This is a genomic window from Marinobacter sp. bablab_jr003, from assembly GCF_016464245.1.
Classification (GTDB): domain Bacteria; phylum Pseudomonadota; class Gammaproteobacteria; order Pseudomonadales; family Oleiphilaceae; genus Marinobacter; species Marinobacter vinifirmus.
Window position 1 is genome coordinate 336,714 of the sequence record NZ_JADARC010000119.1, and the last position, 20,276, is coordinate 356,989.

The 20,276-nt window shown below is 56.7% G+C and carries 15 protein-coding genes and 1 pseudogene; 6 read left to right on the forward strand and 10 right to left on the reverse strand.

Going from position 1 to position 20,276, the window contains the following annotated elements; genetic code table 11:
* The first annotated feature begins 330 nt into the window (after positions 1 to 330).
* Positions 331 to 2,019 carry an arylsulfatase gene (locus H3Z84_RS13795; RefSeq protein WP_199457846.1) on the forward strand — a complete coding sequence of 563 codons (1,689 nt, stop codon included), beginning with the start codon at positions 331 to 333 and terminating at the stop codon, positions 2,017 to 2,019.
* Between the two features lie 33 nt (positions 2,020 to 2,052).
* Positions 2,053 to 3,081, forward strand: a complete 1,029-nt coding sequence (locus tag H3Z84_RS13800; RefSeq protein WP_199457847.1) for a porin — start codon at positions 2,053 to 2,055, stop codon at positions 3,079 to 3,081.
* Positions 3,082 to 3,114: 33 nt separating this feature from the next.
* Here H3Z84_RS13800 and H3Z84_RS13805 read toward each other — a convergent pair whose 3' ends face one another.
* A complete protein-coding gene (locus tag H3Z84_RS13805; RefSeq protein WP_199457848.1) occupies positions 3,115 to 4,104 on the reverse strand; it encodes a helix-turn-helix domain-containing protein in 990 nt (329 codons plus the stop codon).
* 186 nt (positions 4,105 to 4,290) lie between these two features.
* On the opposite strand from H3Z84_RS13805, the gene H3Z84_RS13810 reads away from it, so the two are divergent.
* Positions 4,291 to 6,381, forward strand: a complete 2,091-nt coding sequence (locus tag H3Z84_RS13810; RefSeq protein ID WP_199457849.1) for a tetratricopeptide repeat protein — start codon at positions 4,291 to 4,293, stop codon at positions 6,379 to 6,381.
* Between the two features lie 36 nt (positions 6,382 to 6,417).
* Here the strand turns inward: H3Z84_RS13810 and H3Z84_RS13815 are convergent, their stop codons facing one another.
* The 9 genes and pseudogenes from H3Z84_RS13815 to H3Z84_RS13850 form a co-directional block, all read right to left on the reverse strand.
* Positions 6,418 to 7,806 carry an SLC13 family permease gene (locus tag H3Z84_RS13815; RefSeq protein WP_199457850.1) on the reverse strand — a complete coding sequence of 463 codons (1,389 nt, stop codon included), beginning with the start codon at positions 7,804 to 7,806 and terminating at the stop codon, positions 6,418 to 6,420.
* Between the two features lie 24 nt (positions 7,807 to 7,830).
* A complete protein-coding gene (locus tag H3Z84_RS13820; RefSeq protein WP_323127004.1) occupies positions 7,831 to 8,415 on the reverse strand; it encodes an antibiotic biosynthesis monooxygenase in 585 nt (194 codons plus the stop codon).
* A complete protein-coding gene (locus H3Z84_RS13825) occupies positions 8,412 to 9,167 on the reverse strand; it encodes a methyl-accepting chemotaxis protein (RefSeq protein WP_416226194.1) in 756 nt (251 codons plus the stop codon). Before H3Z84_RS13825 ends, H3Z84_RS13820 begins: the two co-directional genes overlap by 4 nt.
* Before the next feature lie 9 nt (positions 9,168 to 9,176).
* A pseudogene (locus H3Z84_RS17390) lies at positions 9,177 to 9,509 on the reverse strand (PAS domain-containing protein); the annotation flags it as partial.
* Positions 9,510 to 9,571: 62 nt separating this feature from the next.
* Positions 9,572 to 10,903, reverse strand: a complete 1,332-nt coding sequence (locus H3Z84_RS13830) for a DUF1329 domain-containing protein (RefSeq protein WP_199457852.1) — start codon at positions 10,901 to 10,903, stop codon at positions 9,572 to 9,574.
* An 18-nt stretch (positions 10,904 to 10,921) separates the two neighbouring features.
* A complete protein-coding gene (locus H3Z84_RS13835) occupies positions 10,922 to 12,865 on the reverse strand; it encodes a DUF1302 family protein (protein WP_199457853.1) in 1,944 nt (647 codons plus the stop codon).
* Positions 12,866 to 12,907: 42 nt separating this feature from the next.
* A complete protein-coding gene (locus H3Z84_RS13840) occupies positions 12,908 to 15,373 on the reverse strand; it encodes an efflux RND transporter permease subunit (RefSeq protein ID WP_199457854.1) in 2,466 nt (821 codons plus the stop codon).
* A gap of 11 nt (positions 15,374 to 15,384) precedes the next feature.
* The gene (locus H3Z84_RS13845; protein WP_199457855.1) at positions 15,385 to 16,377 is read right to left on the reverse strand and encodes a WD40/YVTN/BNR-like repeat-containing protein; all 993 of its coding nucleotides are present in this window, start codon (positions 16,375 to 16,377) and stop codon (positions 15,385 to 15,387) included.
* Positions 16,378 to 16,626: 249 nt separating this feature from the next.
* Entirely contained in the window at positions 16,627 to 18,330 is a 1,704-nt protein-coding gene (locus H3Z84_RS13850; protein ID WP_199457856.1) for a sigma-54-dependent Fis family transcriptional regulator, read from the reverse strand.
* 360 nt (positions 18,331 to 18,690) lie between these two features.
* Here H3Z84_RS13850 and H3Z84_RS13855 point away from each other — a divergent pair, with 360 nt between their 5' ends.
* The 3 genes from H3Z84_RS13855 to H3Z84_RS13865 are packed head-to-tail and all read left to right on the forward strand — an operon-like array spanning position 18,691 to position 20,274.
* On the forward strand, positions 18,691 to 18,951 hold the full coding sequence (locus H3Z84_RS13855) for a phenol hydroxylase subunit (protein WP_094624498.1): 261 nt from the start codon (positions 18,691 to 18,693) through the stop codon (positions 18,949 to 18,951).
* A gap of 55 nt (positions 18,952 to 19,006) precedes the next feature.
* Entirely contained in the window at positions 19,007 to 20,008 is a 1,002-nt protein-coding gene (locus tag H3Z84_RS13860; RefSeq protein WP_199457857.1) for an aromatic/alkene monooxygenase hydroxylase subunit beta, read from the forward strand.
* Positions 20,005 to 20,274 carry an MmoB/DmpM family protein gene (locus H3Z84_RS13865; protein WP_061332470.1) on the forward strand — a complete coding sequence of 90 codons (270 nt, stop codon included), beginning with the start codon at positions 20,005 to 20,007 and terminating at the stop codon, positions 20,272 to 20,274. Before H3Z84_RS13860 ends, H3Z84_RS13865 begins: the two co-directional genes overlap by 4 nt.
* Positions 20,275 to 20,276 lie beyond the last annotated feature (2 nt).

A 20,276-nucleotide genomic window follows, 5' to 3' on the forward strand; every position in this document is an offset into this window, starting at 1 on the left:
TCTCTGAACCAAAGTTAACAAACGCACCGGGAACTTCACGGAAAACCGGTCAGAGTTGGCGTCATAATTGATGTTTGTCAATTTTCACTTTTTGTCGGGATATTCCTGGAATTAGCGGTGGCCTGCCGGTGCTGACCGAATCGACTTTCTGGACATTGGCAGCAGAGCGATGCCGTTGCGCCGTTTCAGGTCTATAACATCAACTGACACATTTGTTGCGCATTTATGACAACGCCTGCGCATACAGGATAACCCCTATCCCTAAACCCTCAGCAGAATGAAGTTGACCACACATTGGTGGCACAACAACGAACTGATTGAGGGCATAGCATGTACAAAAACAACACGCTGCTTCGTCGGTTGGGGCTTGCCCTAGGGTTGGTGGCAGCGTCTACGCTGGCATCGGCCAACCAGGCTGAAAAACCCAACTTCCTGCTGATTATCGCCGATGATCTGGGCTATTCAGACATTGGCGCCTACGGGGGCGAGATCGAAACCCCGAGCCTGGATGCCCTGGCCAATGAAGGCATCCGGATGACTAACTTCCACACCGCACCCACCTGTTCCCCGACCCGGTCCATGCTGTTTTCCGGCACCGATAACCACCGCGCCGGTATCGGCAACATGGCTGAGCTGCTGACGCCGGAACAGAAAGGGCAGCCAGGCTATGAGGGCCACCTGAATGATCTGGTGGTGACTCTGCCTGAGGTGCTGCGGGATAACGGGTACCACACGTCCACCACCGGTAAATGGCATCTTGGCCGGACTGAAGCGCTGAGCCCCAATGCGCGTGGGTTCGACGAATCCTGGGTGATGGTGCAGGGCGGCGCCAGCCACTTTGATGATGGCCGGGCGATTATCGGTGTCGATCCGAAAGCCATCTACCTGGAGAACGGCAAGCAGGTAGAGGTGCCCAATGGCTTCTTCTCTTCGGATTTCTACGCCGACAAAGCCATTGAGTACGTAACCGCAGCCGGCGACAAACCGTTCTTCCATGTGCTGTCGTTCACCGCACCCCATTGGCCCCTGCACGCGCCGGATTCCTACATCAAGAAATACGAGGGTCGTTACGACGAGGGCTATGAAGCCATTCGCCAGCAGCGCCTGGGCAAGATGAAAGACATGGGGCTGGTTGGGCATGAACTCGCCGCCAACGTACCTTTTGACCAGCTGCCGAGCTGGGATGAGCTGACCGATGAGCAGCGCAAGATCGAAGCCCGCAAGATGGAAATCTACGCCGCCATGGTCGACAACATGGACGAGAACATCGGCCGGGTTATCGATCACCTGGAAAAAGCTGACAAGCTCGATAATACCGTGGTCATGTTCATGTCCGATAACGGCGCAGATGGCAACAGCCCGGAAGTGTTGCCCCGCAACAAGGAATGGATTGCCTCTGAGTACGACAACAGCTTCGAGAACATGGGCCGTCGTGACTCCTACATCTGGTATGGCGCCCAGTGGGGCCAGGTCAGTGCCACGCCATGGCCGATGTGGAAAGGCTACCCAACCCAGGGTGGTTTCCTAGTGCCGGCTATCCTCAGCCTGCCGGGCAAAGACGCCAACGGTGAAATCAACCACGAGTTTTTCCATGTGATGGACATCATGCCAACGTTCCTGGAACTGGCGGGTATTGATGTTCCTACCAGCCCTTACAAAGGCCGGGAAGTGTTCGAGGTTCAAGGCATTTCGATGGTGCCGGGCCTGAACGGCAAGGCTCCGGAAAACCGGGTTGTTGGATGGGAACTCTATGGCCGTTCCGCGGTGCGCATGGGTGACTGGAAAATTCGACTGATGGAGCCACCTTATGGCCCGGGCGAATGGCAGCTTTTCAATCTGGCTGTTGATCCTACTGAAACCACTGACCTGGCCAGCAAGGAACCTGAAAAGCTGAAGCAGCTGCTGGCTGAGTGGGACAAGTACGTCAAGCGCAATGGCGTGATCGCGGCAGACCCTGCCGACATGCGGAAAGTTGGATACAGCTTCACCACCTGCCTGTACGGCAAGTGTGTTGAGTAAACCAATCCCATGTTCGATAACAGCAGAGACGCCATGAAACTGAAACAGACACTGCTGGCCGCTGCGATATGCGCAGTCGCCGCCAGCCCGGCCCTCGCGGTCGAGCTGGATAAACCGAACTTCTACGGGAACCTGAATGCCGGTGCCCTGAAGATCGAAGGAAAATACGCGGAAGCAGAAGCGTTTGAACTTGAACTCGGGTTGCAAGGCAAAGCGGCTATCGATCAGGGTCTGAACCTTCACTACGCCGTGGAAGTCGACCTTTCCCGTGCTGCCAACAGTGCCGATGACCCCGCCACCGTCCGGGAGGGTGAAGCCGATGTGCATGTGAAAGAGGCCAAATTCTGGCTGCCGACCCGTTATGGTCTGTTCGTAGCGGCGTCCCGGGGCACCAGTGGCCAGTGGACGGATATCTACGGGCCAATCAACCATTACGAATTCAACGTGTCCCGGGCGGACCACCGGCCCGATGGCATCTTCGCCCAGCCGGAATGGAGCTCAGGTACCTTTGCCTACCATACCCCCTGGTTTATGAAGACCAAGCTGGTATTCGCGGCGATCGCCCTGAACGATAGTAACGGTAAAGATGCCGATGGTCTCTCGGTGCGACTGGTTCATAAGGGCGACAACCTCGGATTCGCCATCGGCACCACTCAATTGGTGCAGGAGCAACTGCCGCCGTTTGCCACGGAGGATTACCTGATCTCTGCCGCTGGCGTGAGTTACCAGCTGGGCGGCCTGGCCCTGGGTGCGGTCTGGGAAAACAACCGCAATTCCCCTTACCCACTGGACCCACAAGGCAAGGCCGATTTTGATTCCTACGGTGTCTCTGCCCAGTACATCACCGAAGGCGGTGCTGGCATAGCGTTGGGCTACAAGGAAAAGGATCACGATTACTCAGCGGTGGACAACTCCGTCTACACCCTGAAGCTCGAGCAGCGAATCACCCCTCAGGTGAAGGTATGGGCAGAAACCGGCCAATACGATAAGCCGGTTGTCAGCCCGCAAGGGGCGCTCGTGACCGATGCCAATTACGCCATTGGCTTTAACCTAACCTTCTGACTCTGAAAGCGTCTTGCCCGGTGAGATTCGGCATTAAACCGAATCGAGCCGGGCTTTTTTACTGACCACAACCCGGGATGCACGGCACTGCCGCAGGGTTTCCGAAGGCAGCTCGCCAAAGGCTTCGTGGTACTGGCGGGTAAAGTGGCTCAGGTGGTTGAATCCGTAGGAAAACGCCGCATCGCCGATGTTGATGTCGGGGCTGGTTCGGAGTAACTCCCGAACGCCTTTGAGTTTGTGGCACAGAATAAACTTTGCCGGCGTGGTGTGGAGGTAGGTACGAAACCCGGATTCCAGCGACCGCCGGCTGGCGCCGGTGATCCGCAGCAGGTCGCACACCGAGATGGGTTGGCGAATATGCGCCAGTATCCATTCCGTTGCCAGGCGAATCCGGCCAGGAAGGATCGACGGGTTTTCCAGGCCCTCACGGTGCAACTGGTTGGCAAACTGGGCCAGCAGCAAGCCTTCCCACTGGGACTGAACCGCCGGGTCGATCCGCCCCTGACAGATTTCGTGTTGCTGCGCCAGGCAGGTAATGGCGTTTCTCAACACCAGGGCGTCTTGATGATTACTGGGGATAAAAGCATTGGTTGCCCTAAGAAAGCTGAGGTCCGGGACACCCAGGGTATCGATCAGTTTCTGGCGTGCCAGGCTCATCACCACAGCCCGGGTGCCTTTTTCCCAGACCAGGTCTGCCTGCTTGCCCGGCGCCGTCAACACTAGGCTGTCGGCTGGCACGTTGGTATTGAAGGATTTGCAATAGATGTTGCCGGACAGCACCAGAACCGCGTGAAAGGTCTTTTGGGGTTCGGACTGAATGTGGACTTTCTCGGACCACATGGCGCCGAACAGGGAACTGCTGCCCACTGGCTGGAGAGTTAGCAGGTTTTCAGCGCGGCCGCTGTTCGACAGCGGAGACACCTCGCGGTCTTCAATGTGGGCATTGATAAACGCCTTTGCCTCCTCGAAATCGGAGGAGCGCACACCCACGCTGTATTGGAATGGAACCTGTTTATCGTTCATGGCGGAGTCGTTGTTGTTGTGTGGTCAGCCGTAGGAATCGTCACGATCTTTATCATAAATCAAGCAAGTGGCAGGCCATATCCCGAAAGTTGGGCCAGCCTTTGCAGGTTGTGGGGTTACAGGGGGAGTCGCAGGATATTCCGGGAATTCGGGTTTATGATCTGGTGAAATGGGTGCCTAGGTAACATGGAATTGAACGATATGATGAAGCGAGGCTGGAGACTATTAGCCATCGGTTTGCTGGTGCTGGCCGGCGGCACGGCCGTGGCCGACCCTTCTGTTTGTGTGGATTGCCATGAAGGGGAAGTGGCCGAATGGTCCCGCTCCCAGCACGCCGTCGCCATGGCGGAAGCCAGCCCGGAGGCGGTGGCCGGTGATTTCTCCGGCGCCCACTATCAAGACTCAGAGCTTGCCGTTCAATTCCTGGAGAAAGACGGGCAATTCGTTATTCACGCACGGGAGGGTGACGAAAAACGCCAGTGGACCGTCCGCTACACCTTCGGGGTTTACCCGCTGCAACAGTACCTGATTGATATTGGCGATGGCCGCCTTCAGGCTTTCAACATTGCCTGGGATACCCGGAGCAAGTCCGAGGGTGGTCAACGTTGGTTCCGGCTGGATGAACCGGGGCAGAACCGGCCGGGTGATGCCATGCACTGGACCGGCATCTACCAGAACTGGAACAACCAATGCGCCGATTGCCATTCCACCGGGCTGGAGCGTAACTACGACCCGGTGGAAGACCGATACCACACCGAGTGGCAGCACGTGGCCGTGAGTTGCACCGCTTGCCATGATGCGGCTCTGGACCATGCCTCTGCGCAGCAAAGCGGAGACTCCCTGGCCGCCGGTGTGCAACTGGCGGCGGTGGGGGCCTGGCTGGTGAGTGAAGGAAAACAGCCACCTCGCCTGCAGGGAGCCAAGCCTGGTTCCAAACAGGTGGCCACCTGCGGACAGTGCCATTCCCTGCGCACCAGCTTGACGGATTCTGGCGGTAGCCAGGTACACGATCAGTTCAGCCTGAGCCGGCTCGACCAGCCGTTGTATTACTCTGATGGGCGAGTCCGGGAAGAGGTATTTGTGCTGGGCTCCTTTGAACAAAGCAAGATGTTCCAGGCCGGTGTGGTCTGTAGCGACTGCCATAACCCCCATACCGGCAAGCTCAAGATTGAAGGCAACGGTGTCTGTGCCCAGTGCCACAACGCCGGTGACTACGATACCCCGGATCACCACCATCACCCCCGCAACAGCGAAGGTGCGCAGTGCGTAAGCTGCCACATGCCCGAAGCCACGTTTATGGGAATCGATGACCGGCGGGAGCACAGTTTCATGGTGCCCCGGCCAGATGTGTCGAAGGCATCCGGCAGCCCTGATGTTTGCCTGGCGTGCCACACAGACCAGGATCGTGCCTGGTCGATGGACACCGTCGGGAGCTGGTATCCGGATCTTTACCAGCCGGATACCTGGCATCACGTTCAGCAACGTAACCTGTCAGAGGTTCTGGCCTATCTGGCCGATGAGGGCGAGCCTGCCATTCGCCGGGCAACGCTGCTGGAACAGCACGGGGACACCCTCGTGGCCCGGCACATGTCGGTGGTGGCGCGCCTGGTCCAGAGCGATCATGCGGTGATCCGCGAAAGCGCTTATCGTGTGCTCAGGCACGGCGACATGAGCCAGGCCCGGGAGCTTGCTGAAAATGGTCTGGCTGATAACTCCCTGGCGGTCAGGCTGGCGGCTTTTGAATCCATGGTGTGGAGCGGCAGCCTGCCGGACTCCGAACGCTGGGCCGGGGTCAAGCGGGAATACGAGCACTATGTTGATATGCAGTCAGACCTGCCCGCGGGCAGTGTGCTGAAAGCCCGATACCTGATGGCCGGGGATTATGTCTACAAGGCTGAGCAACAACTCAAACGTGCACTGGCCAAAGACCGGGGCTATGTGCCCGCCACCATCCTGCTGACCGATATTCTCCGTTCCGGAGACCGCAACCTGGAGGCGGTCCGGGCCATTGATCAAACCCTGGAACACAGCCCTGACGAACCCCAACTGATTCATCTTCGGGGCTTGATCCGCATTCGCCTGCAAGACTACCCGGCAGCACTGGCGGATCTGGAACAGGCCCATGCACTGGCGCCCGGCCAGTGGCTGTTTGGCTACCGGTACGCGGTTGCACTGTTCCAGCTAGACCAGAAGGACAGAGCCAGGCAAGTGACCCAAGCCTTGTTGCAACGATACCCCGACAACGCGCAATTGCGGGCACTGATGAACCACCTGTAGGGACAACCAGAACCGGGGCTGGGGCGCGCTGTCGCTTCAGATCCACCCCAGCCATTTCCACCACAGGTAATCTAGCGGAAACAGCACCAGGATGGTGAGTGCTGACAGAATCAGGCATAACCGGGCGGCATGACGCATGGGAATGCCGGCCAGGGGCATGGCCATCATCAACGGTACGGACTGGTAGGTGAAGATGATGGTGGAGAAGCCCAGAACCTGGGTCATCAGCACCGCTTCCAGACTGAAACCGGTCATCTCGCTCATGGCGCCGGCCAGGGGTGTGAGCGTTGCCGGAATGCCGGCCAGGGTGGTGACCATCCCGGTCGCGGTCGCCGCCAGTGACAACGTAAGGAAGTTGGCGAAATCCCGTCCCGGCTCCAACGGCAGCCAGGCCAGTACATGGCCGCCCAGAATGCCGCTGATGTTCTGATGGTTGATCAGCCCGGCAATGCCCAGCAGGCCGGCCACCACCAGAATCGAGCTGATATTCACTTTCTGGTTGAAGCTCTGGGTGGAGATCATGCCAATACCGGGCATCAGCAGCAGGGTGGCTGCCGCCAGGCCAATCCACGCCGCGGAGATCTGGTGCCAGGTGTCGGTCAGCCAGAACCCGAGGGTCAACAAAAGGATCACCATCAGCCGCGATTCCGTGAAATAGAAAGGCCGGCTTGGGCCCGCTTGCGGAACCGGTTTCGGGTTGTCCGGGTACAACCGCACCAGCGCAACCACCAGCAGGATGGCCTTGAGGATGCCCAGCACCGGAAAGTGCAGCAACAGGTATTCCCCGAACATCGGGCTCCAGCCATGAATCTTCTCGGCAGAGCCGATCATGATCATGTTCGGGACATTGGCGGGCAGAATGGCAAAGGTGGGCAGATGGCTGCCAAAGGCCGCCGCCAGCCCGACGGCTTTCTGGCCATTGCTGCCAGGCTCAAAGCCACAGCTGTGGGCGATGGTCAGCGCGATGGGAATAAATAGAACAATACGCCCCACCGAGGACGGCATGACAAAGCCCAGCACAATGCCGATCACCACGATGCCGGCGATCAACCGGGTATAGCTGGTATCCAGGTGGCGGGTAAACAGGTCTGACACCCGCTGAGCCAGGCCGGTTTCCGAGATGGCAATGCCGATCACCAGCCCGGACACAATCAGCCAGCAGGCGGTTGAAGTGAGCCCGGAAAACACCACCTCGGCCGGGGCCAGCGACAGCAGCATGGCCAGGGTCAGCACCAGCAGGGCGGTGACAAACTCCGGCAAGGCGCCGGTGGCGAACAGCACAAGCCCGGCCATCACCAGCAAGGCCGATAGCAGTTGCGGGCCATCAAACCAACCCGCCACCGGGCTGAACAGCAACCCGGCAGACAATAATGGAATCAGGGCCAGCGCGAGCCACTGAGACCGGCTAACAGGCAGGTTGGTCATTGCCGGGTAAGATCCTTCTCGCCGTTAACGAACATCGTGGTTCTTTTTCGGAAACAGCCAGAAGGCAAACCACCGGGTCATCCGTGGCATCAGCACGTAGCTCATCAGCAACATGACCACGATGGTGACCGCCATGGTGCGCAGCAGCAGCGGGATCTGCGCCAGCAGGTCGCCGAAGAGCAGGAACACCAGGGTAACGGCGGGATACAGGGCCAGCCAGCTGACGAAGGTCATTTTCCACTTGGGTGGCGGTTTGACCGGGTTCTGACCGGGCAGGGTAAACCAGGTGACAATGCCAGAGGTGACTTCCCGCTCACTGGGTTTTGCCAGCAGCGCTTCAATCTGCTCAAGCAGTTCGGCTCTTTCGGGGGAGTCTTCCCAGGCGGTCAGGGTGTCCCGGTCCCTGAACTTGAAGACAATCCGGTATTCCGGGTCTTCCGGAGACGAGGGGCGGAACATGGTGGCCCCCAGGTAGCCCGGAAAGCTGGCGGCCCGTTCTGTCATCTGGCTGCTGAGTTGCTCGAAGGCGGTCTCCTGGCCATTCTTTACCCGGCGGGAAACCACCACCGTGAGGGGAGTGTGGGTGTCCTGGTTGGTGTGCCTTGTCACGATACCTTCTCCTTGAGCTGTACTTGCCGAGCATGGCTGGCACTGGCGGGCATCAGGTGTTTGATCAGAAACTTCTGGCGGAACACATGGTGGCCAACGGATTCACCGGCGTTTACCGTATCTGCCAGTTGGTGACAGGTCTGGCTGGCGAGCTGGTGGATGGTGTGGATCTCCTGGCTCAGCTGGCTGACGGTCTGGCTCTGCTGCTCGGTGGCCGCAGCAATCTGCCGGTTCAGGCCATCGCTTTCGTTAATGCCGGCGACAATGGCCTTAAGCGCTTCGGCGCTGGCGGATACTTGTTCAACACTGGCCGCTGACTGGCGCTTGCCTTTTTCCATGGACTCCACCACCCGGGCAGACCCTTCCTGCAGGGCGGTGATCATCTCGCGGACTTCATCGGTGGATTGCTGGGTTCGTTTGGCCAGGGAGCGCACTTCGTCGGCAACGACTGCGAACCCTCGCCCGTTTTCACCTGCCCTAGCGGCTTCAATCGCTGCATTCAGCGCCAGCAGATTGGTTTGTTCTGCGATGGCATTGATCACATCCAGTATACGCCCGATGGCCTGACTGTTCTGGTCCAGTTCCTGGACAATCTCGCCGGCTTCATCCAGCTCCCGGGCCAGGGTGCGGATACTGTCCAGGGCCGCCGCTGCGGAACGGACGCTGTCGTTGCCGGATTCCCGATTGCGGGCGCTCAGATTCGCTGCCTGCTGGGTGCGCTGAACCGTGGCACCGTCTGGTACCTGGTAAATGGCCTGGTATTCGACAACCTGACCGTGCTCGTCCGAGATTGGGGTGACAAAGGCATCGAGCCAGAGATCGTTGCCGCGGGCATTCCGGTTCCGGATCATGCCCATCCGGGAATCGTTCCGCCCCAGGGTTTCCCATAGATCATTCAGTGGGCCTTTGGGCATGTTCGGGTGTCGAAGCTGGCTGAACCCTTCGGCTTTCAGCGAGTCTTCATCGAAGCCGCACAGCCGGCAAAAAGCGCTGCTTGCGTAGGTGATTCTGCCTTTGTCATCAGTCAGCACCAGAAGTTGATCCTGGTCCTGCGTGTTCCCTGGTAATGGTTCATATCGGGGCATATTTTTCATCCTCCGAAATGAAAAAGGGGCCCGCACAGCGGGCCCAGAGGAGAACAACTACGACTTGCCGATCAGCTGCCTGTTGCGCGCATGTGCTGCACGTTAAACATTTGTGGTGGTGACAGTTTAGGGTCAACCTGGCCCTTGAACTGGCCGGTGGTGCAGTGGCTGGCCTGAACATCGATCATGCTGAAGCTGTCATCGATAGACACGCCGCTGCCCTTGTTCTGGGGCAGGTGGTGGTCCGGATGCGCCTGGCCAATGGTGAAGGTTTTCCACATGCTGCCCTTGCGGTCATAGGACACCGTGCGCGGGATAGTGAAGGTCTGGGCGTCCATGTAGTGAACCCGGCGCGACAGCGGATGGCTGTCATCCACCGGAACGGCTTCCACCTCGTACACCTTACGCAGCTGCCAGGTGATGTTCGGGAAGCAGCCGCCCTGGCCGCCGAAGGCCACTACCTGATAGCCATCGCTGTCCTGATGGGTTTCGGTATCCAGTTCCAGATCGTTGTGGTTGTAGAAGGGCATCAGCATGTTCCGGGTACCTTTGTAGGTCCAGTTCATGTCTGAAATTCGGCCGTTGTAGCCTTCGAAGTCTTCGATCATCAGGTCTGAACCCAGGAACGCATCAGTTACCTGGCCGGTGGCCAGACGGCGCACCCGGCGCTGGAAGCCCAGGTACAGCCAGGAATTGTCGCGTTTCAGATCGTCTGCGGCGCGGTGAATCAGCAACTGGGTGTTGCGCACATCGGCCGGGTCCAGCACCTGCACGTAGATGGCGCGGAACAGGTCAGACGGGTTGGGGGTGATTTCCGGCGTCGGTTCCTGGTTTACCCGACCCTTGAAGTTCAGGAAGTGGAAGTTGAACTTGATGGTGCGCTCCAGCTTGCCGGAGTTCATGTCCCGGTACTTCCAGTAGAACGGGTAAATGGCGGCGCTGTCGCCCCAGTTGTAACCGTACTTGTAGTTCCAGGCCAGCTTCTCGCCAGCGCGTGGGTCGTTGGCGTCCGGCTCTTCCGGGAACGGGCGGCCAGCCTGCCAGCCGTTGATCTCACCCACCTGGTCGCCCAGGGAAACCTGGCCAAGGGCGGCGCGGGTGGCCTCGACGTAGCCTTCGTTCAGGCCAAAGGAGGTGGTGTCACCTACGGTGATGGAGGTCCAGCCATTCTCGATAAATGTGTAGAAGGCCGGGTCAATCACGTCTTTGAATTCAGCCACGTTAGACTGGTCGATCACCAGGCCGGTTTTCAGGCCCTCTTTCGTAGGCACCGAATCGTTATATGGGAAAAAAGAGTTCTCGATAACGTCGTCACTGGCATGGGCCAGTGAGGCCAGCATGCCGGTGGCCAGGCCAGCGGCCAGGCACCGGGAAAGCAGCGTTGGTTTGTTCATGGTTTTCATGGTTCTGTCCTCTTGTTATCAGAAGCTGTAACGGGCGGTCAGCTGAATTTCGTCTTCTTTCTGGGCCATGCCGATGGGGCCCGACTGGAAGCGACCGAGGGGTTCATAGCTGGAGACACCTGCGGATTCACCTGGCTGCTGTCCGACAGCGCCCGGGGTTTGTGTGAACGGATCCCAGGGGTTACAGGAGCGGCAGTCGTCAAACTTGCGGGCGCCAGTGCCGACCTTGAAGTTGGCGCCGGCGGTCAGCTTGAAGCGATCGGTCACCAGCCATTCAACAGACGGTGCAAGGGCGGTCGCCTGGGCACGGAAATCGTGAGCGGTGATGAGCTGGGGGCTGAGCCGGCCATTCATGTAGAAGCCCTTGATCAGAAGTGTCGCGGTCCAGTTATGTTCCCAGTCGGGAATACCAGCCTCGCCGTAGGTGCGCTGCTCACGTTCGTGGTCAAGAATGTGCTGGCCGAAGATCTGGCCGGAGAACAGGAACGCCTGGCTCTCGTTCAGGGCGGGGATGAAGATGTTCTTGTCTGCACCGATCACGTAACGCAGAACATCGGATTCGGAGTAGAGCCGTTCACGGAGAGTGTTGGCGAACTCCTCACCGGAGGTATAGGCGGTTTCGACCCGGAATACGGTATCGATGCCTTGTGAGTAGTAATCGAGGGAACCGCCCACCAGGTTGACCCGTGGGAAGTGAATGTCGAACGCAATCAGGCTCGGCCAAACGCCGGTTTCACCTGTGAACCCGTTCTGGGCGGGTATGCCTCCACGGAGCGAGGGCAGCTGTGAACGGTAGGTCAGCGCATTCAGCGAGAAGCCAAGATCGCCGTAAACCCCTTCCATCTTCAGGCCAAGCTGGGTGTTGGACAGGCTCCAGCTGGGCATGTGCGCCTTGCGGATACCGATCTGGCCAGGGCCGAAGTCTGTTGCCAGCCCCCCGTCAGGAGTGGCGCCCGCGAAGTTGGCCACGGTGCCACCATTCTCCCAGAGGTTATTCATGCCCCGGAAAAAACAGCCAGCATCCAGAATCACATTTGGCTGGCCACACTGGCCAATGTCATGGGGCCGGAACTTGTCGAAGTTCCAGACCACCTGGAAGTTCAGATCATCAAACGCCAGGCCGTCGAAGACTTCGGTGGGCCCCATGCGGTAGTCGGTACGAACCATCCACATCGGAATCCGGATATCTTCCAGTTCGTCGTAGATGTTGTTGCGGGAGTAGTCGACCGGGTTGATCACATCGAGCACCCGGAACAGGTCGGTTCGGCCCCAGATCACCTGCTGTTTGCCCAGGCGCGTACTGAGGATGTTGCCGTTGGAGAAGTTGATGTCGAAATCTGCGTAGAGTTCACGGATGAAGTCGGCCCGGTCGTTGAATTCCTGGAACCTCATCTCGTTTGAATCTTTATCCAGGTAGCCCTGGATACAGCCACGGTCGTCCTTGTCACAGGGCCGGACGGGAACACCAAAGGCTACGCCGTTGTCCTGCCCGTGCAGGTGTTCGCCCAGAACCACCATGCCGTCGTTCGGGTTTTGGGTGGTGTCAAAGCCGAAGGTGTTTCCTGGGGGCAAGGGGATCGCGCTGGCAGGACTGCCAACACCGCTGCCATGGGGCACGGAGCCCTGGGCAAGATCCTGTAATTGAATCGGCCCGCCGGCATTACGGCCATACTCGTCATCATTCAGATCATAAACACCATCGTAACTACCCCGCAGGATGGCGTTGAAACGCACGTTACTGAAGATGCCCACGTCGCCGCCTTTTTTCTCCAGCTCTAGTTGCAAGGTATTGCGGAATTTCGAAAGCCCCACGCCTTCTCGGCCGTAGGTGGCGTTTTCAACGTAACCGTTAACGCGGGTATCTTCTGCCGCTACGGTTGTGGTCAGTGGAGTCAGCGCCAGGCAGGCACCACCCGCAAGGGTGTAGCACCAGAGCCTCAGGCCTTTTGTTTTTATTTGCATGGCTTGTCCTCGTTACAGGTTTTTTTGGAGTTTCGTACCGGTTTACGCCCGGTACGGTTCTCCTGGCACAAATCCGTCCTCCTGCTTCCTGGCGGGAGCAGCAGCCGGAGTTGATTTCGGTTTTCTATGATCCGAATGCAGAATGCCGTCTTCGTCGGCATAGACGTCGGTGATAAAGCGTGGCTTGAAGACCAGCACCCATGAGGGCACCAGAAGCATTGCGGCAAGACCGTTGATGATGATCATTACGCACAGTAATAACGCGGCATCGGACTGGAAACGCAGGTCAGAGAAGATCACCCACATGATGATTCCTGCCATCAGCGTCAGTGCGGTGAAGCTGATTGCCATGCCGGTTGTAGAAATAGAACGCTGTACAGCTTCCCGGAGGTTCTGAAACTTGGCCATTTCTTCCCGGATGCGATCCATCATGTAGATGGAGTAATCAATACCGACACCTATGCCCACGGCGATTACCGGCACCGTGTTGATGTCGATACTCAGGCTGTTCAGGCCCATATAAGCGTAGGTCATGGTGGTGGCAAACAGCATAGCCATCAACATCATGAGGCCGGCGTGCCATGAGGTGTAGAACAGCATGACGAAAGCGAAGATCAGCAGGAATACAAGCGGCAGAACGATTACATTGGTCTCGAATGCTGATTCGTTCATTGCGGCCGCTACACCCAGGGTGCCCCCGGCTAGCCGAATGGTCAGTCCTTCTACGCTATCGCCATTCTCTGCAATCCATTCCTTTGCCATGTGAATGGCGCGGCGAATGGTTTCGCCCTGGCGGTCCTTGTAATAGAACACCAGGTTGGCAACACGGTCGTCGGTATCGTTGAACTCGTCCAGGGCACCGGGAACCGGGCTGGAAGCCATGTAGGTGAACATCAGGCCGCCCACGTAGCCGGCATCGTGGGGAATCTGGTACCAGCGGGGGTCGTCGTTGTGCATCAGACGGTTAACCTGCTTGATCAGGTCTGGCAGTCCCTTGGCGCCACCTACCTCCGGGTCAGTCAGCATATGGGCCTGAAAGTCGGCCAACGCTGTCAGTACCTCCGGGCGTTTCAGCCCTCCTTTTTCATCGGTTTCAGCAACGATATAAAGTTCTTCTGATCCCGGGAAACGCTCGTTCACGATCCGGGACGAGACGTTGTAGTCATGATCGGGATAGAGAATTGGAGAACCGGGCTCGGAGTCGCCAATCTGGACATTGGATGCGGCCAGCAGTCCGCCGAGCATCGCAATGGCGCCTACGGCCAGGATGACTCGGGCAGAACCCGGTTTGGTGACCATGCGCGAACTGGTGCTACCAATATGGCGCAACACCGTTTCCCGGATTTTCGGGTTCTTGGGTGTTGGCAGGATGGAGAGCAGCAGTGGTACACCTATCAGAACGGTAAATACCACGGTGATGGCCCACAGGGAGGCATAGATACCAAGGTGTGTGTTGAGAGGGATGGAGCCAATCGCGATAAGGGATAGACCGATGGCGTCAGACACCACCCCTAGCGATCCCGGACGGAACAGGCTGTCAAAGGTTGCCTTGGCAGCTTTCGGGCCGTTACCCAGTTCCTGGGTTTCGGCATAATAGCGCTCAACCAGCTGAACCCCGTGGCTCATGGCTCGCGCAGCAATCAAAAAGGGGATTACCAGGCCGAGAGGGTCAAGGTTGTAACCCAGGAAACTGATAATCCCAAGCCCCCATATTGTGGAGACAAGAACGCCGCCTAGGGGGATGAGCACACCGTACGCTTTACGGAAGTGGAAGATGAGCAGCGCTAGCATGGCGAGCACAGTGAACACAAAAATTTGCAGGATCTGGTCCATATAGGTGTAGGCCCAGCCCACTAATACCGGCTGGCCTGTGGCATAGATGGTAACGCCTTCCGACGCCTCTTCAGTTCGCAGTTCCTGGAGTTGGGCAAACGTTGTTTCATAATCGAGTTTGCCTTCGATCAGCTGCGCTTTGACCAGCGCCATCTTCAAGTCGGGTGACACGAGAGGCCCATAGACCCGCGGGTTTGCGGTAACATCAGCGCGCATGGATTCCAGTTCTTCGGAGGAATACAGGCCGCGAGTGGAGTCGTAGTAGGGCTCGGAGTTAATACTACCTACTTCGGTGAGCCATACTTTTCGGGAGTTTCGATGGGTGACACTGGATACCAGGTTGTGGTTTACACCCGGCAGGCTATCGACGGCCTGAGTAATTCGATCGATGCGAGCGAGATTTTCATTCGTGAAAATGTCGCCTTCGTCAAACTCAACCCCTACCACCAAAACATTAGCACCACCGAAACTGTCTTTGATGGAGTTGTGCAGTTCAATGTAGGGGTGTTGTTGGGGCAGCAGGTCAGCAAAGTCGGTAAATATTTTCAAACCGGGAATTCGCAGGGCGAAAACCAGGGTCAGAATAGCAATCAGTGAAAGCACCTTGCGTGGGTTGTTGAATATCCACACTTCCAGCAGGTGCATCAGGTGCGTGAAGCGATGCAGTTTGGACATGGTCAGTTACCTCAGTCTGTGCTGGCGGCAAGGGCCGTTTGGGGTTTAATATCGAATAGCAGGCCTCGGCCTCCGGCTACAAGAAGACGCTGGTCAGGCAGAGCCAGCCCGGCCCTGAGGTAGAGCGGCTGTTCGGATTCGGAGATCTTGTTCCAGATATCTTGCTGCAGTTGCAGTACAGTGGCGTTGTCTGCCAACGCATAAAGGCTGGTGTCTCCAGCTATGAAACCGAAGATCGGAGCATTGGTTGCTGTCGACATCTGTTCCCAGTTCTGACCGCCGTCGTTGGTCTGGTAGATGAAGCCGTTAAGGCCGCCAATCCAACCGTTATCGGCGTCCTCGAAGTAACTGGTGTGAACGTAGAATTCGTCAGGGGCATACCCGGCAATATCCCAATTCTCACCACCATCTTCGCTCTTCAGAACAAGCCCGTATTCACCAGTTGCAATGGCCTGATCTTGGTTGATGAACTGGAGGTTATTGATGATGGCATCTTCGTAAAGGGAAGCCTCGTTCCATGATTCGCCCTGATCTGCACTGTGCTGAAACGTTGTGAAGCTCCCTGCAGTCAGCCACTTGCCATCAGGTGAGCAGGCAACAGTCATCATCTGCTCCTGGCTCGGGAGGGCATGCTTTACCCAGTTCTTGGCGGATGCGTCACCGTGCCAGACGGTGTTATCAAAGCTAAGCGCAATGAAGCTTTGATCAGGACACGATGTAATCGACAGGAAGCTGCTCCCGGTGATTTCAGGTTGCCGTTTCCAGCTCTTCCCTTGATCACTGCTGGAGAGAAGAGCGCCATCGTTGCCAGCAACAACAATAGTGTTCCGGTTGCTGGCCATGGCCTGATAGAAATCGGTTCTTTTGGTGGGCTGATTCTCAATGCTTCTAACCGCTTCAAGGTTGAGCGGGGCTTCGCATCCTGTCAGCAATAGTGTCGTGGCGCTGGTAAACACCAGCGCAACGCCGGAGGTGCGCAAAGAGCGCATAGGGGCTTCTTGCATTGTTCTGTCACCGTCTTTGTTTTTGTGAAGTAAAGCGACTAACAGTGATTCAGCAATGCCTGTGCCAGATTATTATTGATTTTTTAACATACTGAATAACAGAGGGTTTTCTGGGGCAGGTAGTATCTTAAGAATTGTGTGGATGATCATTTTCAGCGTTGACTTTTATCAAATGATGAATTTCAGATTCCAGTTGCTGATTTGATCAGTTTACGAAAGCAGCAACATCCGTGTCGCGCTCAAACAGGCTTAGTTCTCAGCGAGAATGCCCGACTTCTTTAGGCGATAGGCTAGTGCCGGGCGAGTAAGCCCGAGCAGTCTCGCAGCTTTTGATACGTTCTGGTTGGCTTGTTCCATCGCTTGCTTCATTAACGTTTCTTCGACCTGGTCAAGGCTGATACCCTGTTCGATCACTTGGTCCGACCAGCTTCCGCCGTACCCACCGGGCTTGCCAGAACGCATGTTTCCGTCATCATCAATGTGTTCAACAGAATCCGGGCTGATTTGAGGGGGGCTCACGAATAGAGCGTCCTGACTGATCGTCTCGTTGTTGTCCGTAAGTATCACGCCTCGCTCGATCACGTTTTCCAGTTCACGAATGTTGCCTGGCCACCGGTATTGCATGCATAGCTCCAGAGCCTTGTCTGAGAGTCCCAGTGTTCGTTTGTTGTATTGGGCGTGGAACTTTTCCAGGAAGTGACTGGCCAGGAGCGGCAAATCTTCCTGGCGATCTCGCAATGGTGGAATGTGTACGGGAAACACGTTCAGTCGATAAAACAGGTCTGCCCGAAATTTGCCGTCTTCAACCGCCTGTTCGAGACTCTCGTTGGTGGCTGCGATGACTCGGACGTTTACCTTCCGGGTACGATTGTCGCCGACTCTTTCGAGTTCGCTTTCCTGGAGTACCCGAAGAAGCGTGGCTTGTGCCCGGGGGGTTAGCTCAATGACCTCGTCCAGAAAGATCGTGCCGCCATCCGCTCTTTCAAAGCGGCCCTCCCGGGACTGATTGGCTCCGGTGTATGCACCTTTCTCTACACCGAAAAGTTCAGCTTCGATCAGGTCTGGTGGAATGGCTGCACAGTTCACCGCGATGAAGGGGCCATCAGAGCGCTCGCTGCGCAGGTGGACGCTTTTTGCGATGACCTCCTTGCCAACCCCTGTCTCGCCAAGCAGTAACACTGAAACCTTCCCCTGTGCTGCCTTGTCGATCATTTTGCAGACTTTGTTGTACGAAGCAGACTGCCCGATACCGTAGTACTGGCCTTGTTGTCTCTGCAGCGTGCTGCGTAGGGAGTTCAACTGTTCCTGAAGGTCGTAGAGTTCTTCGATCATTGGGTCTGCTTTGAAGTAACGGGAGAACTCTTCCGCGTCGGGCCATTCTTCCGCGGGCTTTCCTTCTATCATGCAGGTTTCGTCACCGCAGCCGCGGCAGCTGACTTCCCGGAAGATGATCTCCCTCCCCATAAATGAGGAAGTGTAAGCGCAGGCATAGCCCAGCAAAACCCAGCAGGCGGGCTCCTTCATTTGGCCGAGTTCGGTTTTGCAGATTTCAACTTCCCAGGAGTCGATCCACTCAAGCCGGCCATAGAAATCGCCCGTTTCCTGGTCCAGGTCAATCTCCAGGGGAACAACTTTCACCATTCCTTTGAGGGAGTGGAGCTGGGGCCCTGCAAGAAAAATGTCCAGCTCGCTGCAGTGAGGACGTAACTTGCGGGCAAGCTCTGCATCTTTGAGGCCGGACAGGTACCCCAGTCGCAAGAAAAAGCCCTTGGCTCTTTCTATGCCCATGCTATTGACAATTTCGCGACGGAAGGCCGCTAGTGATGTCAGGTTCATCAGCAACATGCGTTGCTCGCCAAACCAGATTTTGCCTTCCGAGCTGTGGAAATGAATCTGCTCCGTCAGATCCTTGAAGTCCGTGTAGTTCAGTTGTGGCTTATAACTGACAGCCATGGTCGGAGACCCCCGTTAATTATTGTGGGTGGGGAGCGGCTCTGGTGGAGCTCATTAATTGATTATCTAGCACATGATCGAAGTCAAAAATCAACCAAATAGTAAAAATTGGCAGCTGAAATGGTAATTGGCGGTTAGTCGACCATTTGCGGAGGTGTCTCCTTTTATTGATCATTTGATGAAAAATCGACGGTGGTTTGGGTGGCCTGATGTCCCTAGGTCTCAGCGTAGAAATTTTCTGTGAATAGAAAAGGTGTTTTGAATCAGTCTCCTGTGTTTTTGTTTCCGCACAAAAACTAAAAGTGGCACAGGCGTTGCTCAGTACTTGTCAGCCAACAAAAAACACAATCGGGGCTAACCATGACTAACGCAACCAACGAAAAAACCTTTGACGAAATGACCCGCTATATCCGGGTCCGCAGCGAGCCTGGCGACAAATTCGTGGAATTTGACTTCGCCATCGGTTACCCGGAGCTGTTCGTTGAACTGGTGCTCCCCCGCGAAGCGTTCGAAATCTTTTGCAAGCACAACCATGTGGTCCACATGGACTCCGACATGATCCGCGAGATTGACGAAGACATGGTCAAGTGGCGGTTCGGGGAGCGCGGCCAGCGTTATTGAGCCAAGCAAGCAACACCCACAATCTGATCCACAAAAACAAAACGGAAAGGTTGATATGAGTATCGAAATCAAAACCACCTCGATGGAACCCATTCGTCACACCTACAGCCACATTGCGCGCCGATTTGGTGACAAGCCGGCGACTCGCTATCAGGAAGCGAGCTACGACCTGGAGGCGAAAACCAACTTCCACTATCGCCCCCAATGGGATTCCCGATACGAGCTCAATGATGATCGCCGAACCGCCATCCGCATGGACGACTGGTACGCGGTGTCTGATCCCCGCCAGTACTACTACGGCGCCTACGTAGGCAACCGGGCCAAAATGCAGGAGTCCGCCGAGACCAGCTTTGGTTTTTGCGACAAGCGCAACTTGTTGACGCGCCTGCCGGAAGAGACTCAGAAGCAGCTGCTGCGCCTGCTGGTGCCTCTTCGTCATGTTGAACTGGGCGCCAACATGAACAACAGCAAGATCTCGGGTGACGCTGTAGCCACCACCGTTTCCCAGATGCACATCTACGCCGCGATGGATCGTCTGGGCATTGGTCAGTACCTGTCTCGCATTGCTCTGATGATTGACGGTAGCACCGGTAAGGCACTGGACGAGTCCAAAGGCTACTGGATGGATGACGAGCTGTGGCAGCCCATGCGCAAACTCGTGGAGGACACCCTGGTCGTTGATGACTGGTTCGAACTGACCCTGGTTCAGAACATTCTGTTGGATGGACTGATGTACACCCTGGTGTACCACAAAATGGATGACTGGCTTGCGACTCAGGGTGCGGAAGACGTTTCCATGCTCACCGAGTTCATGCGCGACTGGTACAAAGAATCCCTTCGCTGGACCAACGCGATGATCAAAGCCGTCGCCGGTGAGAGCGAAGCCAATTGCGAACTGCTCCAGACGTGGATCGATCAGTGGGAGCCGCAGATCTATAGCGCTCTCCAACCACTGGCAGAAGCCTCGGTGGGTATTGACGCTCTGGATGAAGCCCGGGCGGAGCTTTCTATCCGCCTGAAGAAATTCGGACTGCAGATTAGGGGAGTCTCAGCATGAGCCAGTTGGTATTCATTGTATTTCAGGACAACGATGACTCTCGCTATCTCGCCGAAGCGGTTATGGAGGATAACCCTCATGCGGAAATACAGCACCAGCCTGCGTTGATCCGGATCCAGGCTGAGAAGCGCCTGGTGATAAATCGGGAAACGATGGAAGAAAAGCTGGGGCGCGATTGGGATGTTCAGGAAATGCTCGTAAATGTCATCAGCATCGGCGGCAATGTCGATGAGGACGATGACCATTTTATTCTTGAGTGGAAATAATT

What these genes read in the sequence shown, in the direction of transcription:
- H3Z84_RS13845 (WP_199457855.1), bottom strand. Translation starts at nt 16,377, where the DNA reads ATGCAAGAAGCCCCTATGCGCTCTTTGCGCACCTCCGGCGTTGCGCTG.
- H3Z84_RS13830 (WP_199457852.1), bottom strand. Translation starts at nt 10,903, where the DNA reads ATGAAAACCATGAACAAACCAACGCTGCTTTCCCGGTGCCTGGCCGCT.
- H3Z84_RS13850 (WP_199457856.1), bottom strand. Translation starts at nt 18,330, where the DNA reads ATGGCTGTCAGTTATAAGCCACAACTGAACTACACGGACTTCAAGGAT.
- H3Z84_RS13835 (WP_199457853.1), bottom strand. Translation starts at nt 12,865, where the DNA reads ATGCAAATAAAAACAAAAGGCCTGAGGCTCTGGTGCTACACCCTTGCG.
- H3Z84_RS13865 (WP_061332470.1), top strand. Translation starts at nt 20,005, where the DNA reads ATGAGCCAGTTGGTATTCATTGTATTTCAGGACAACGATGACTCTCGC.
- H3Z84_RS13860 (WP_199457857.1), top strand. Translation starts at nt 19,007, where the DNA reads ATGAGTATCGAAATCAAAACCACCTCGATGGAACCCATTCGTCACACC.
- H3Z84_RS13805 (WP_199457848.1), bottom strand. Translation starts at nt 4,104, where the DNA reads ATGAACGATAAACAGGTTCCATTCCAATACAGCGTGGGTGTGCGCTCC.
- H3Z84_RS13800 (WP_199457847.1), top strand. Translation starts at nt 2,053, where the DNA reads ATGAAACTGAAACAGACACTGCTGGCCGCTGCGATATGCGCAGTCGCC.
- H3Z84_RS13855 (WP_094624498.1), top strand. Translation starts at nt 18,691, where the DNA reads ATGACTAACGCAACCAACGAAAAAACCTTTGACGAAATGACCCGCTAT.
- H3Z84_RS13795 (WP_199457846.1), top strand. Translation starts at nt 331, where the DNA reads ATGTACAAAAACAACACGCTGCTTCGTCGGTTGGGGCTTGCCCTAGGG.
- H3Z84_RS13810 (WP_199457849.1), top strand. Translation starts at nt 4,291, where the DNA reads ATGGAATTGAACGATATGATGAAGCGAGGCTGGAGACTATTAGCCATC.
- H3Z84_RS13840 (WP_199457854.1), bottom strand. Translation starts at nt 15,373, where the DNA reads ATGTCCAAACTGCATCGCTTCACGCACCTGATGCACCTGCTGGAAGTG.
- H3Z84_RS13815 (WP_199457850.1), bottom strand. Translation starts at nt 7,806, where the DNA reads ATGACCAACCTGCCTGTTAGCCGGTCTCAGTGGCTCGCGCTGGCCCTG.